Source organism: Bacillus sp. PK6-013 (assembly GCF_054161445.1).
Genome location: NZ_CP096417.1, coordinates 4,089,036 through 4,104,575 on the forward strand (window position 1 = coordinate 4,089,036; position 15,540 = coordinate 4,104,575).

Annotated in this window: 11 protein-coding genes and 5 tRNA genes; 1 reads left to right on the top strand and 15 read right to left on the bottom strand. The window is 41.9% G+C overall.

The window, feature by feature from the left end:
• Positions 1–3: 3 nt before the first annotated feature.
• From M1E03_RS20510 to M1E03_RS20580, 15 genes are all read right to left on the bottom strand, one after another.
• Positions 4–1,992 carry an ATP-binding protein gene (locus M1E03_RS20510; protein WP_145608044.1) on the bottom strand — a complete coding sequence of 663 codons (1,989 nt, stop codon included), beginning with the start codon at positions 1,990–1,992 and terminating at the stop codon, positions 4–6.
• 896 nt (positions 1,993–2,888) lie between these two features.
• Entirely contained in the window at positions 2,889–4,136 is a 1,248-nt protein-coding gene (locus tag M1E03_RS20515; protein ID WP_145608040.1) for a DNA methyltransferase, read from the bottom strand.
• 573 nt (positions 4,137–4,709) lie between these two features.
• A complete protein-coding gene (locus M1E03_RS20520; protein WP_145608041.1) occupies positions 4,710–5,756 on the bottom strand; it encodes a YaaC family protein in 1,047 nt (348 codons plus the stop codon).
• Positions 5,757–5,884: 128 nt separating this feature from the next.
• The gene (gene glmS / locus M1E03_RS20525; protein ID WP_458110590.1) at positions 5,885–7,687 is read right to left on the bottom strand and encodes a glutamine--fructose-6-phosphate transaminase (isomerizing); all 1,803 of its coding nucleotides are present in this window, start codon (positions 7,685–7,687) and stop codon (positions 5,885–5,887) included.
• 441 nt (positions 7,688–8,128) lie between these two features.
• The gene (gene glmM, locus M1E03_RS20530; RefSeq protein WP_458110814.1) at positions 8,129–9,475 is read right to left on the bottom strand and encodes a phosphoglucosamine mutase; all 1,347 of its coding nucleotides are present in this window, start codon (positions 9,473–9,475) and stop codon (positions 8,129–8,131) included.
• Between the two features lie 20 nt (positions 9,476–9,495).
• A complete protein-coding gene (locus M1E03_RS20535; protein ID WP_458110591.1) occupies positions 9,496–10,812 on the bottom strand; it encodes a CdaR family protein in 1,317 nt (438 codons plus the stop codon).
• A complete protein-coding gene (cdaA, locus tag M1E03_RS20540) occupies positions 10,805–11,626 on the bottom strand; it encodes a diadenylate cyclase CdaA (protein WP_003178443.1) in 822 nt (273 codons plus the stop codon). The genes M1E03_RS20535 and cdaA overlap by 8 nt, the downstream gene beginning before the upstream one ends.
• A gap of 165 nt (positions 11,627–11,791) precedes the next feature.
• Positions 11,792–12,412 carry an anti-sigma-W factor RsiW gene (rsiW, locus tag M1E03_RS20545; protein WP_023857683.1) on the bottom strand — a complete coding sequence of 207 codons (621 nt, stop codon included), beginning with the start codon at positions 12,410–12,412 and terminating at the stop codon, positions 11,792–11,794.
• 13 nt (positions 12,413–12,425) lie between these two features.
• A complete protein-coding gene (gene sigW, locus M1E03_RS20550) occupies positions 12,426–12,989 on the bottom strand; it encodes an RNA polymerase sigma factor SigW (RefSeq protein WP_003178438.1) in 564 nt (187 codons plus the stop codon).
• A gap of 223 nt (positions 12,990–13,212) precedes the next feature.
• A complete protein-coding gene (rocF, locus tag M1E03_RS20555; RefSeq protein WP_025810878.1) occupies positions 13,213–14,127 on the bottom strand; it encodes an arginase in 915 nt (304 codons plus the stop codon).
• 125 nt (positions 14,128–14,252) lie between these two features.
• Positions 14,253–14,324, bottom strand: a tRNA-Gln gene (locus M1E03_RS20560).
• Between the two features lie 4 nt (positions 14,325–14,328).
• Positions 14,329–14,413, bottom strand: a tRNA-Tyr gene (locus M1E03_RS20565).
• 8 nt (positions 14,414–14,421) lie between these two features.
• A tRNA-Thr gene (locus tag M1E03_RS20570) sits at positions 14,422–14,494 on the bottom strand.
• Between the two features lie 59 nt (positions 14,495–14,553).
• Positions 14,554–14,629 (bottom strand) — tRNA-Val (locus tag M1E03_RS20575).
• 163 nt (positions 14,630–14,792) lie between these two features.
• A tRNA-Glu gene (locus tag M1E03_RS20580) sits at positions 14,793–14,867 on the bottom strand.
• Between the two features lie 184 nt (positions 14,868–15,051).
• Here M1E03_RS20580 and M1E03_RS20585 point away from each other — a divergent pair.
• Positions 15,052–15,504: a 2-thiouracil desulfurase family protein gene (locus M1E03_RS20585; RefSeq protein ID WP_025810879.1), complete on the top strand. Its 453-nt coding sequence runs from the start codon at positions 15,052–15,054 to the stop codon at positions 15,502–15,504.
• The last annotated feature ends 36 nt before the right edge of the window (positions 15,505–15,540 follow it).

Below are 15,540 nucleotides of genomic sequence, written 5' to 3' on the forward strand. Positions count from 1 at the left end.
TAATTATTTCCCTTCCGCTGAAAATCTATCAATTTGAACTGGAACAACAAAGGAACTTGAATAGGTTTTTACTCTTACAAACCCTTTATCATTAGATGCACTAAATCGAACCAATGCATCTGAAAAATCCTCGAAATCGTAGTACTTTCGTAGTTCTTGTATTTCGTCTTTATTATTTAAATGAGCGATAAACCAGTTTTGGGTATTCTTTAAAATATTTGAGCTTATTGAACTTACTTCCTGAGTAGCATAAACTAAAGCTAAATTAAGTTTTGCACCTTCTTTTGCAATACGATTATATATTTGACTTAAATCTTTGTTTTCTTTTTTAGGGAATAAATTGTGTGCCTCTTCAAAGTAAAACTGAATAAAATTATTTGGTTTATTTTCTATAAACCTTCTCATTGAGTCTTGAAATACTTTTTGACATAGTCTCTCAGAATAAAGACGTTGTATGTCAGGATGTCCCTGAGACAAGTCTACAATAACTATTTTACCTTTTCTTAAACAATTCAATATATTTGATTCGAAAGCCTCTTCCTGTTGGTTAGTATGTAAATCTCGCATTGATCTTAATTTGATAAAACCACTTAAAGATGGTTGTTTTTGTGTTTCTTTGAATCTTGTTAACATTACTAACATAGCCTTTAAATCATCATCGGCCCACTCATGTCCCTTTTTCTTTTTATAATCGTCAAAAAATTCATTCGAGGAGTATTCCCTCCATATAGTGGTGAACCACTGTTTTGCCTGTTCTATAGTAATTCCTTTAGACGGATCAATACTTCCATCCTCTTTGACTAATTTATTTAATTCAACATGTCCTTGAAACTTTATTTTTCTCATAGTGTCTGAAGGTTCAAATCCTGCTGCAGATAAACAACATAAGTATGCTGCAAGAACACGTTCCGCTCTGGTTTTTCCTGATCTATCTAAATTGGTTATCTCTTCATTATCCATAAGTTCAACTGAAGTAAAATTTCGTACATAGTCACTGGTTTCCTCTATTAATCCTGCTTTAATTAATTCAAAGCCAGACTTAACTTCATTAAAAAAATTCACCTTTAACACTTTAAATTCAGGTTTTTCAAGAACACTATATCTTACTACATCTTTTTTGAATTTTTCGTATATAGCAGTTCCTTCATCCTGCATATTCAGATTTGCATACTCACCATTTATATCAAAAATTATTTGTCCTACAGGATATTGGGGTAAACCATTATCAGTAAATGGATCCTGAGCAATGAAAGTTTCTAGGGAGTGAGGTGCTTTGTTACTTAACTCCACGGTTGCTTCAATTATTTTTTTTACCGTATTTGACTTTCCGGTTCTTGTCATACCAAAAAGAGCTGTTCTTTTTCCTAAGAAGTCTTGAGAAGTTACATAAACTGGAACATCATCTTCATATTGTTGATATCTTGCACTTGAACTATAACGTACTTTCCCAAACTTAACATCAGTTTCATTTTTTGATAAATAACCATCAGATTTAAAATTAATTATTGCTTCTAAAATTTCAGAGGTAGGTTTAAATACACTATAATTATTAGGGGCAAAGAAATTTTCTACATCTGCTCCAAAACAAGTTCTCCCATCTTCATCCCTATAAAATGTCCCCAATATCCTACATTCAATACCGGAAAAACTAAACTCAAATCTAGTAAATTGGTCCAAACTATTATTAACACCTGATGTAGCCAAATCATCTTTATAATACTCGACCATAGAACTAACTATGTCATTGTCAGTTGGTAGTTTTATCGGATTTAAAACCCTTAACAATAATGCTTCTTGTACGCTTTTTTCATTTTCATAAAAAGCTAATAAAAAGGAACCTTGAGCAATTCCTTTTACATTTTGTTTCCATGCATCACATGTTAAAATTCCTATTTTTTCGTAATTTAAATAGAAAGGCCTACCTATATAATTATTTTTTTGTTTATTCAATACAAAGATATCGGTACTAGTTAACTGATCAAAAACATCCATACTCACGCAAATTTCACCCCTAATTTAATAAAAGTTAGTCCTGCTATTTTAAATGTAAAACTTAACTAAACATGGATAAACCCATGACTCTCTGAATAATATAGTGATGTAGATTCCCACTCTTTCTAACCACATGTCTCCACAAAATCTTCTTTCGTAGCTCTTTCTTCCATAAGACGCTCTTTTAATCTATACTCCCTCTATATATCCATTAGAGATAAATGGAGAAATTCAAAATCTTTTTTCAACGTTTGAATGCCTTCACTAACTTTTTGAACGCTAATAGACTCGCTCAAACCATTTATCAAGAGTTCATATACTTATGTTTTGCCCGATAATCAAACGAACACCCAATACACCTGATCAATAAGTAAAAGCGATCCACTACGATTCGTTTGAAGCTTCTTTCTACATATATCCCCTTTGAAATTCATCAGTTACGATCGCAAGAGAAAGCACTTTTCTTACAGGGTTGTTTGCATCATCAAACTACCAGTATCTGCAAATGCTTCTCTGAACTCAACGTCAAAGCATTAGTTGCAACATAACCGTATTGGCGTTGGTATCGATCAACAAATGAGAGCATCTCAAAAAAGGAATAAGCACCCATCGTACATCGTGATACCTTCTCATTCTTAACTTTATACGCACCTTGAATGGATTGTCAACCGTTTCCATGAATGCGTTTGGTTTTCATTTGACACTTTGGATAAGATGTTGTGTACGTTCCTTCGTATTAACTCAAACCAAAAGCTGTCCTAACTGATAGAATGAATTCATACCTTTATCCTCTTCTTCTGAGGGTCTTTTATATGGTACTCAAGGTTAATAAAGAGTGAGGAGGAGCCACGGCATTCAGTATATAGCCTAAAGCTCTTCTTTATTCTGAAAAATTATTAAATAGTGTACTTCCCTAATATTTCCTTCGATCTTAAACTAAATTTGAGATTTGGTCTATTACCTTTATACAGGATTAGAATTCTGTCTATTTTTGTTGCATTACCTTGAGTATTTCCCCATATTCTAGTTACCTTATCTTTAGAAGGTAAATGATCTTCCACTATCCCAAAAAGTTTCAAATCTGTTTTTTCTTTCACTTGTTCCCATACATATTCCGCTAATTTAAGAGGCTCTTTTTTCGGTTTAGCTACATCACCAATTACAAAACAAGCTACACCAGCATCACATAGTACTTTTGAACATTGATAGATAATATCATTCATAAAGTTAACATAACCATCCAAAGTATGGTTATCATCTAGTTTAAGATTTTTATCAATCTGCTTAATATTTTCGCCTAGTAACCATAAGCGTATCCAATTAAATGTTCCATAATTAACAACTTGAAGATATGGTGGAGATGTAAATACCATTTTCACATTTTTATTTGTAATATATTCATTATCTATTTGTGAAAAATATTTAGCATTCTCTAAGTATGCGTATCCACTTGTAGCTGGTTTTTGATCTTTAAACATTCTATTAACCTTGTTCAACAATTGATCAAAAACATTTACTCTTGGTTTTATTAAACCATTTTCCTCAATAAATTTCTTTACATAATTTGGCGACATCGAAAAAGTATTTGGCATGCTTATCGAAAGATAACTTGTACCCGACTTATTAAATTTTCCATGCATGATTCCCATAATTGTTGCTAAAATAAATCTATCTACGTCTGAAATATTTTCTTTCCAGTTAGCAAATTTATTCTTTAAGTATACCAACTGTGGTAATGTTATTTCTTCATGGTATAGCATTTTTATTTCGTCTGGTACATTTGTTATATCGGGTTCTGTATACTCTCGCCGAAGCTCTTCAATTCTGTTTATCACCTCTCCAAACGAAGGTGCCAATAATTTTGCACTTGTTAATAAATAAGCTAGCGGATTTAGGTCTACACCAATCCCAATTCTCCCTGAAACAATTGCCTCTAAAGGAGCCGTACCACGTCCAGAAAATGGATCAAGTACAACGTCTCCCTCATCTGTAAATTGCTCAATAAAATACCTAGGTACACCAGGCGGAAACATTGCCAAATAAGAACACATAGGATGAAAACTATGACCCCATCTTTTAGGCATATCACGCCAAGTATAGACCATTTTCTTTCTTTTTTTCTCTTCTTTCAATATTGCTGCCATTAAATCCACCTCATACTAGATATTTTGTACCTATTCAAGCTTACTGTCAATGTCGATTTTATTAAAAAAAGTAATCACATCCAATTTTTGTAGCTACTATTTTTCTTTTTGAGTTACCTAACAAAAGTAGCATGTGATTTATTTTTTTAACAGTTTGTTTGGATGAATAGTAATTATCCCTTTATTGTTTAACTCTTCTCTATTCCTTAATGCTTATCTCCGTTTTTAAAGCTATTTTATTTCATGTTTCCTTACTGCTTCCCACAAGCTTTATGTAAATTGAGTTTCTCTAATACAATATTTTTCTCTACATTAAAACCTTCAAATCCCCTGTCTGCCAGTAATAATTAAAGGTCGGATAATAAATGATGTTCACGTTTTATTTTGCCCGATATCTCGATGAGCTAGAAAATGTAACGTTACATCTTGGAACGTTACCCAAGACTTATTATTGCCTATTTCTCCTTGGCCATGACCTTCTTTATTATACCGAGGTTATTTTCTTTCAGTCCAACCTGTTTGGTGGCATAACTACTTTTCCGAATTTATCAATTGAATACTCAAAAATTAAATTCACATAAGATTTTTTCTTGATGTTATTCCCGGTGTCATGAATTCTTCTCCAGTTAATTCGGATGCTATTTCATCAATAAATTGCTTTGAGGCATTTTTAATAAACTCTGACAATAGCCAGTTATGTTGACTATTTAAATGTTTAGAAAGAATCACGGGTTCATACCTAGATAACTCACTTAATCTATGCATTGCTGCAAAATTTAAAATCATTGAATTTCGTGGAATAATTCCATCTATCCCGTCCCGTTTGATGTACCATAATCTTGATAGACCAGATATATAACTAAGTTGTTTTCTCAATTTATAATGATACGTAGATAATTTTTCCATTTTATTCAAGCCGTCATTTTTCCATCTAAATCTTGTTTTATATCTAACAACAAAAGCATCATTAAAATTAATATCTCTTTCGAAATTCTCTTTAAGTTTATTTAGAGTATGACCATTTGCATACTTTGGATCTACTACTGCAGAAAACCAGCTTTCTGATGAACCTCCCTTTTTAACAAAAAATGCTTTAAGGATAGGAATGTATAACTCTTTATTTGATTCCGAGGTATATGTTAGACAATAAGCTCTATGGATAAAAGAAAGGTTATAAAGTATGTTTTTTAGTGTGTATTGTTCACTATCTTGGACTGGTTCTCCTAAATAATTGCATAACGCTGAGAAAATCCCAGATGTTTTAAATTTGATATATTCATTACTTAGGGATACACGACTTTCTCTACTCCAACCCGATACTCCATGCAAATCTGAATAAGTGATTTTATTAACAATTAATAATGCCTTCACTGCATTTAAAAAACAGTAATATATCGTCAATGGGGAGGAAGTTAAAGGTAGCATGGTAGAAGCTTCATAAAACTGGCGCGATTGCTGCCAATAGAATAGAGCTTCATCATTATGATTATTTCTTTTAAGCCACATTTCAACATAATCCCATGGATCGTCTACTAAAACAGTTTTACCAAGAAAATTAGGATTTCTTATCGATTTGTGTATTGTTAGTTCTTTTCCTTTATATCTAATAATATCTGCCATTCTCCCACACCCTTATTTCGTTAATAGAAAAAACACACGTTCGATTACTTTAATTGTAATCGATATCGTGTGTTCTTTAAATAACTTTATTGTCACTCAATAACTTCATCTTAATTGAAGTGAACGCCTTACTCCACCGTCACACTCTTCGCCAAGTTTCTTGGCTTATCAACGTCACAGCCGCGGTGCAGTGCTGCATAGTATGCGATCAGCTGCAGCGGGATGACGGAGACGAGCGGTGCGAGCTCCGGATGCACTTCTGGCAGGACGAAGCGGTCGTCTGCTTCTTCCAGACCTTTCAGGGAGATCACGCAAGGGTTGGCGCCGCGGGCGGTCACTTCTTTAACGTTTCCGCGGATGCTTAAGTTGACGTGTGCCTGTGTCGCAAGAGCGATGACCGGTGTGCCTTCTTCGATCAAAGCGATCGTGCCGTGCTTCAGTTCGCCGCCGGCGAAGCCTTCAGCTTGAATGTAGGAAATCTCTTTCAGCTTCAGGGAGCCTTCAAGGCAGACGAAGTAGTCGAGTCCCCGGCCGATAAAGAAGGCATTGCGAGTAACGGTCAAGTATTCACGCGCGATCATTTCCATTTCATCCTTTTGGTCGCAAAGGGCTTCCATCGCGTTTCCGATGATGCCGAGCTCTTTAACAAGGTCAAAGCCGAGTTCATTGCCGCGGCTTTCCGCAGTGACGGCCGCCAGGATGGCCAAAACGGCGATTTGCGCTGTGTACGCCTTCGTTGATGCAACCGCGATTTCCGGTCCGGCATTCAGCAGAAGCGTATAGTCCGCTTCACGGGAAAGCGTGGATCCCGGTACGTTGGTCAATGTCAGCGCTTTGTGTCCGAGCTTTTTCACCTGTACGAGAACCGCGCGGCTGTCAGCCGTTTCTCCGCTTTGAGAAATAAAGATAAACAGCGGCTTCTCGGAAAGCAATGGCATATTGTAAGAGAATTCACTTGCGACATGGACTTCAGCCGGAACTTTCGCCCATGTTTCGATAAATTGCTTGCCGACAAGACCGGCATGATAGCTCGTTCCGCAGGCGATGATATAGACGCGATCCGCTTCTGCAACAGCATTTGCAATGTCTCCAGGAATGGAAAGCTTGCCGTTTTCATCTTGGTACGTCTGAATGATTTTCCGCATGACAAGCGGCTGTTCATCGATTTCTTTTAACATGTAGTGAGGGTATGTGCCTTTTTCGATATCGCTCGCATCAAGCTCTGCAATATATGAGGCACGTGACATCAATTCTCCGTCAAGGTTTTTGATCACAACTTTTTTGTCTGTGACAATCACCATTTCTTTATCCATAAGCTCCACGTATTCGTTTGTCACTTGAAGCATCGCCATCGCGTCAGACGCGATCACATTGAAATTGTCTCCAAGGCCGACAAGAAGCGGGCTTTTATTTTTCGCAACATAGATTGTTTCTTTGTTTTCATGATCGAATAATGCAATCGCATAAGAGCCTTTGAGCAGCATAAGCGTTTGGCGGAACGCTTCTTCCGTGTCAAGACCGTTATTGACGAATTGCTCGATCACTTGAACGACAACCTCTGTATCCGTATCACTTTTAAGGGTTACATCTTGTAAATATTCGCGCGTCAGCTGAACATAGTTTTCGATGACGCCGTTATGAACAAGTGTAAATCGGCCTGATGCGCTTTGATGCGGGTGAGCGTTTAGACGGCTCGGTTCCCCGTGAGTCGCCCAGCGTGTGTGTCCGATTCCCGCTTGCGATATCACATTTGCATCAACGACTTCGCGAAGATCGGCAATCCGTCCTTTTTCTTTAAACACGTGTACGCCGTCTTCGTTCGCTACAGCGATTCCAGCTGAATCGTAGCCGCGATACTCCAGCTTTTCTAAACCTTTAAGTAAAATTTCCTTTGCATCAAGCTGGCCAATATAACCTACAATACCACACATAATTTTCTTCCTCCTAAAGTCGTAGGCAGGAGACGAAGAAAGTCTGCTTATCAGGCGGGGACATTCTTCGTCCCCTCCTACATGTTTTTTATGGAAGATCATGCGATTTCCCTTTGTTCAAAGAGTCGCCTCTTTGGTTTGAGGAAATCCTTGCGGCTGTGATCTTGTGGTCAGCCGGGAGGCATCCGCCGAAAATTCGATAAACCTCCATCCTCGTCAACTAAGCTGTTTCATCCGCACGCTTAGTCCGGGCGCTATAACTATAAAAAATGGTTCTGCCCTGCCTTTCCTTTTAAATTAAACAAGACAAGCTGATTTTACTATACACTAAAGGAACCGTCAAACATTTTTCAAAATGGTTCACATTTTTTCCAAGATTGAACGGTTCCCTTTATCTTATGTCAAATCAGCATGTCTCGTTCGTCAGTCTTCTGCGGAAAATCACTCCGCTCCCATTTCAGCTTTCACGACATCTGCAATGCGGCCTACGTATTTCTCGCAAAGCTCCTTCGTTTTCGCCTCAGCCATAACACGGACAAGCGGCTCGGTGCCGGACGGGCGCACAAGGATGCGGCCGTCACCGTTCATTTCCTTCTCAACCTCTTCGATGACCGCTTTTACCTTTTCGTTCCCCGCTACTTTATGTTTATCGGTTACTTTCACGTTCAAGAGGAGCTGTGGAAACTTCTGCATCTCTGCCGCAAGCTCTGACAAAGACTTACCTGTCATTTTGATCGTGTTCATCAGCATGATCGCAGAAAGCAGGCCGTCGCCTGTCGTATTGTAATCAAGGAAAATCAGATGTCCCGACTGTTCTCCGCCGAAAGTAAACCCGTCCTTTTTCATCGCTTCCACTACATAGCGGTCGCCGACAGCTGTCTGAACGCTTTTAATGCCTTCCGCTTCAAGCGCTTTGTAAAAGCCGAGGTTGCTCATCACCGTAGAGACAACTGTATTGTCCGCCAGGCGCCCCTCGCTCTTCAAGTACTTCGAACATATGTACATGATTTGATCGCCGTCTACGATATTCCCCTTTTCGTCAACAGCGATCAAGCGGTCGCCATCCCCGTCAAACGCCATGCCGACGTCAGCTCCCTTTTCTTTCACAAATTCGGCCAGGGCTTCAGGGTGGGTCGAGCCGACTCCGTCATTGATGTTTAATCCGTTCGGAGAAGTCCCCATCGTTGATACATCTGCGTCAAGATCGGCAAACAGGTGGGTCGCCAGCGAAGATGTCGCCCCGTGCGCACAGTCAAGTGCGACATGAATGCCTGTGAAGTCTTCATCAGCAGACTGCTTAAGAAACTGCAAATATTTCTGTCCGCCTTCAAAGTAGTCGTTCACCATACCCAGATCAGCGCCTACAGGCCTTGGCAGGTGATCTTCAGGCTGATCCATCAGACGCTCGATTTCAAGCTCCTGCTCATCGGAAAGCTTAAATCCGTCGCCGCCGAAAAACTTAATTCCGTTGTCTTCGACAGGGTTGTGGGAAGCTGAAATCATTACACCAGCTTCCGCGTCCATAGCCTTCGTCAAATATGCGACGCCGGGCGTCGAAATCACACCGAGACGCATGACTTCTGCTCCTATCGAAAGAAGACCTGCAACAAGGGCACCTTCCAGCATATGCCCGGAAATGCGCGTATCACGGCCGATCAGCACCTTGGGGCGCTCCTTATCTTTTGTTAGGACATATCCGCCAAAGCGTCCGACTTTAAAGGCCAGCTCGGGTGTAAGTTCACTGTTTGCCACGCCTCTTACACCGTCTGTACCAAAATACTTGCCCATTAATATCGCTCCTTTTTGATTCATGAAGGTTGTGAATCCTTTTCAGAATGATTCTCTTCTTCTTCATTCTGACCATTATTTTTTTCGTTTTGGGTTGTTTGAGATGAGATTTTCACTCGAATGCTCTGCCGCGGCAGCGACCATGTCATGTTCTGCGGTCCGTTTACTTCCAGCTTCACGTTATGCTCGCCGTCATCGAGATCCGCCAGATTGACATAGAGCTCGACGTCGGAAGGCTGGAGTTTTTCGATCGCGGCTGTCGAGCCCTTTGCCGTGATATCCAGCTTGCCTGACTTCGGATCGAGAAATTCAAGATCCCGGCTGTCATTCAGCCCCGCGGTTTTAATTGAAACGTTCTTCAGTTTTTTCTCTTCTTCCTTGTCAACTTTCACCTTGATTTTCACTTTTTCGGGTGACACTTTTTTAGCGCCGTCCGGCACTTTAATGTTGGCTTCCAACTCAGTGTCATCTTTCATTTTACTTAAATCAACCTCATCGGCCTCGACAAATTCTAACGAATCAAGAACATTTTGCGGCCCGTAGACGGTTACCTCTCCCGGACTGATATCGAGGCTGGAAATGCTGATACCGTCCGGAAGGCTCCCTTTCCGGTCAACTTTGACGGGAATCTTTTTGCTAGGGCTTGTCACGGGAACGGTGATTTTAACGACGGATGGACTGACTTCAACCGGAAGAACATTTCCGTCCCTGTCGTACACTGTTAGCTTGGCTTCTTTTTCAACCGTCTGGTCGACGCCCTCTAAATTGATCGTCGCCTTGATGTTTTGGATTCTGTCGATCACGGCTTTTGAGCCGGTGACGCTGACGTTTTTCGGGTTGATAATCGGCAGCTCCGGCGTGTAGCCGTCTTTCATTTTGTTTTTATTATAAAAATCAACCTCGACCGGGAATTCCTTCGTCGTTTTTTCTTCGATGGTCACGGTTGTCACCGATGGATTGATGGTCAGAGTGAGGCCTTCGGCAACATTTCTGGCCTTCAGCTCGACTTTGTGCCTGCCTGTTTTCAGATGCTGCATATCGGCATAAATCTCAAAATCCTTCACTTGTCTGACCTTCTTGACGGTTCCTGTCGGGCCTTTAATCGTGACATTCACCGTCTGCGGCACGCCTGTTACGACGTAGTTTTCATCATCATAAAACGATTTGACCGGTATATCGGTGAGCGTCGCTTCGTCTGTCGTCGATGTCGGGAAAAACGATTCACCTGGTTTCTTCGGAGTCGGCGCTTGAGCGCTGTGGACCGCAAAGTAAAGAAGAAACGCGAATAATAATGCGACTACTTTGACAGCCCAGGGATTGTTTAAGAACTTATCCATTTTTCTTCGCCCTCCAATACCAGCGATTTGAGGAAGTTTCTCGCGAATTTTTCTTGAATTCCGCTTCAAGCATGTTTTTCAATGCCTCTTCCGATAAATCACGGTGAAGGTCTCCGTTTTTGGCGACGCTGATGCCGCCCGTTTCTTCGGATACGACAACCGTCAGACTGTCGGTCACTTCACTGATTCCCACTGCTGCTCTGTGCCTCGTCCCAAGCTCTTTTGAAATAAAAGGGCTTTCAGAAAGCGGAAGGTAGCAGGCGGCTGCAGCAACCTCATCATTTTTCATAATTACGGCGCCGTCATGAAGCGGTGTATTCGGAATAAAGATGTTGATCAATAGCTCAGAGCTGACCTTTGCATTTAAAGGGATCCCCGTTTCTATGTAATCGCCCATTCCCGTCTCCCGTTCAATCGTCAGAAGCGCGCCAATCCGGCGTTTCGCCATATATTTAATCGCTTTTGTAATCGCATCAATCGTTTTCTGCTGCTGCTCTTCCTCAGGTGTTCCGCTCCTCGAAAAAAAGCGCCCCCGCCCCAGCTGTTCCAGCGCTCTCCTCAATTCAGGCTGGAAGATGATAATGATCGCCAGGAACCCCCATGTGATCGCCTGGTCAACCAGCCACTGCAGGGTGCTTAATCCTAAATATTGACTGGCCAGCCTGACGAGAACAATGACCACGATTCCCTTTAAAAGCTGAACCGCCTTTGTCCCGCGGATGACCATCATTAATTTATATATTACGTACCAAACAAGGAGAATATCAACGGCATCGCCGAGGTACTGCAAGAAAGGGATATCCTCAAAAGCCATTTCCTCGTCCTCCAAGAATTCAGTCATTAGTAAGGTTAATATGTTTCAAAATGGTATGATCTATTATTTTTACATATACAGACGCTATTATAGCACAAATTGATTTTCCAAGTGAAATGGCGGCCCCTCATAAAAAAAGAGCAAAGCTCATTCGCCCGCTTTGCTCTACTCTTTAGACTCCTTCATGTCAAAAACCGATTTTCCGGTCGATTTAATCTTATACCACATCCAGTCGAACACTTCGTTGATCTCATGGATCTGACCAGTGACTTGTCCTGCTGAAGCCGTATATTTTTCGCCATTAACAATCGTGACATCGCCGTCGACTTTGCCTTCTATAATCAGCTTTCCGTTTTTCACGGTCACATCGCCTTTGACAACTTTGCCTTCAGGTACGATGACCGTGTTGTTTTTCACTACGAGATTGGGCTGGCTGGATACGCTGAAATCCTGATCGTTTTTCCAGCTGGAGAAAAAGCTGCCGCCCATCAAAATGATAAACAAAGCTGCCGCCACTAAAAACGGATGGGCTTTAAGCCACCTGTTGATCGATGCCGTTCGCTTTTCCTTCGGCAGATTCGCCAGCACATCGGCTGTAAAGTTCGCCGGAGCTGTAAGATGTGACGTGCTCTGGACAAGAGCGATGGATTTTTCCATTTCATGAAGGTGCTTTTTGCAGTCTTCGCATGATTGGAGGTGCTCTTTTAATTGCGATTCATCTTCCGGTAGTATGTCTCCGTCAAGGTATTTATGCATAAGCTGAACAATATGCTCCGGACAGCTCATTTCATCACCCCACTTAAAGATCCCTTAATTGTTTTCTGAGAGCCTCTCTGCCCCTGTGTATCCTCGTTTTCACCGTACCTACGGGAATATTAAGGATTTCACTGATCTCAATGAGTGAGAGCTCATCAATGTACTTTAATACGATGACCGTCCTGTATTTATCGGGAAGCCTTAAGATTTTTTCCTGGATGGTGCTGTGCAGCTCCAAAGAAACCACTTCATCCTCTGGAAGCGCAACATCCGCCGCAACCTGGGAATACATCGTCAGTCCTTCAGTCCCCGCCACCTCTGCATCCAAGTAATAGTCCGGCTTTTTTTTACGGATACGATCGATGGTCAAATTGGTTGCGATTCGATAAAGCCATGTGGAAAATTTCCGGTTGATATCAAAACTGTCGATATTCACGTATGCTCTGATAAACGCTTCCTGCGCAATATCTTCCGCCTCATGCGCATTGCCGAGCATACGGTAGCAAAGCTGATAAATTTTGTCTTTGTAAATATCCACGATGTCTGCAAATGCATTACGATCGCCTTTTTTCACCTGTTTGATTCTTTTTTTAATCATTGTTTCCATATTTATCTAACCTCTGCCTTCACCGGTCTTTATGTATACGAATTGATTTTTATAAGGTTTCATTAAATTCATAAAAATAGTTTATCAAATTTTTGGCAGGGTGTAGATGCTTTGACAGGGATCATGCGCTTAATATTAGCTTAAAATTATTATACAATCTAAATATTATGAAACTGAGACTTTTTTATAAAAAAAGCAGCCTAAGGCCGCTCTTCAACCGCACCTAAAGCAGCTTTTCGCCAAACAGCGACCCCATTAAGGCGACTGCCGCTTCAGCCGTCCTGTTTTTCTCATCCAATATCGGGTTGACTTCGACAAACTCAGCGGACGTAATCAGCTTCGATTCTTCCAGCATTTCCATCGCCAGGTGGCTTTCCCTGTAGCTGATGCCTCCCGCTACCGGGGTTCCGACACCCGGGGCATCGTTCGGATCAAGCGCGTCTAAATCGAGTGACAGATGGACACCGTCCGTTCTGCCGCGCAAATAGTCTATCGTTTCTTCCATCACCCTCGTCATACCGAGGCGGTCGATTTCATGCATTGTATACACTTTGATCCCTTTGTCGCGAATCAATTCTTTTTCCCCGTCATCAAGTGACCTCGCACCGATGATGACGATGTTCTCCGCTTTAATTTTCGTTTCTTTTCCATAGATGCCTGTCAGCCCTTCATGGCCGATCCCCAGGCTGATGGCGAGCGGCATGCCGTGAATATTGCCTGAAGGAGACGTTTCTTTCGTATTTAAATCAGCATGGGCATCATACCAGATCACACCCAGGTTTTGATAATGCTTCACAAGGCCGGCCAGCGTTCCGATCGCTATGCTGTGGTCACCGCCCAGCACGAGCGGAAAAGCACCTGAAGCCACGATCTTATCAACGGTCTCAGCAAGTTTTGCACTCGCTTTTGTAATCGCTTTCAAATTTCTCAGCTCTTCAGATGCCGGCTCCCCGCCTTCTTTCTCATCCTCTCTTTGCCCGATCGTCATATCGCCGAGGTCTTCAATATCCTGACAAAGGCTTTCCAACCGTTCATTAACACCGGCACAGCGAATCGCGCTCGGTCCCATATCGACTCCCCGCCTCAGCTGACCGAGATCCATCGGTACGCCGATCATTGAAATCTGCTGTTTTAACATATGATATCCCCCTTTCAGACCTTCATTGTACCTTCCAATTCGGAATTGACTCAACAAGACATTTTTTTGAATAGTTATACAAAAAAGACAAAATAAAAAGGACATCCTAACAGGATGTCCAAAAACTGGGCTAGCTGGATTCGAACCAGCGCATGACGGAGTCAAAGTCCGTTGCCTTACCGCTTGGCTATAGCCCAATAATGGTGGAGGGGGACGGATTCGAACCGCCGAACCCTGAGGGAGCGGATTTACAGTCCGCCGCGTTTAGCCACTTCGCTACCCCTCCAAAAACAGTGCCGGCCAGAGGACTTGAACCCCCAACCTACTGATTACAAGTCAGTTGCTCTACCAATTGAGCTAGACCGGCATGATACGGTATCTTATGCAGTTACCGGCGCGGTTGTGACAAAAACCGATCCAGAAAAATGGTGGAGGATGACGGGATCGAACCGCCGACCCTCTGCTTGTAAGGCAGATGCTCTCCCAGCTGAGCTAATCCTCCGCAGTACAGGACGTACAAGTGCATGCGTTGCAACAGGACGTTGCGATCTTAGCATGCCTTCCTTGCCTTTAAAGTACAAGTGCGCGTTGCAACAGGACGTTGCGACCTTAGCATGCCTTCCTTTTAAAAATTCCGGTATTCGCAGCGTGCTGTCCAAAAAAAATGGTGACCCGTACGGGATTCGAACCCGTGTTACCGCCGTGAAAGGGCGGTGTCTTAACCACTTGACCAACGGGCCATCATCGTGTTTCAAGCAGCTCTCGTAAAGCTGACAAAAGTTATTATATACAGGTTCCTCCCCATTTGTAAAGGGGTAAATTAAAATTTTTATTTTCAAATTTTTTATTCATAAACATTGAGAAAAACGCAGAAATTTTGTTTAAAATAGGGCTATCTGATGTGCAAGAGAGGGGACGCGAAAAATGATACTGGTAAGTTCATGTCTGGCCGGGGTGGAATGCCGCTATAACGGATCGCACAGCTATGTGGGGAAAATCAATAAGCTTGTTGAAGAAAAAAAAGCGGTGATTGCTTGTCCCGAGCTGCTCGGCGGATTTCAAACGCCAAGGGAACCGGCCGAAATTATAGGCGGGTCGGGAGAAGACGTTTTAGACGGCAGGGCGGTGATCAACACACAATCGGGAAAAGACGTAACAGACCTGTATATAAAAGGAGCTTATCTAACATTGGAGATGGCAAGGCAAATCAAGGCTGATACGATCGTGTTGAAGGAAAACAGCCCGTCTTGCGGCAGCGGCCATATATACGATGGAAGTTTCTCAAGCCAAAAAATAGCCGGCAACGGTGTTACAGCAGCGCTTCTGAAAAAAGAAGGCTTCCGTGTGATTTCCGAACACCAAATAGACGAGCTGTAATACCTGAACATAAGCGCAGTTCATCTGCGCTTTATT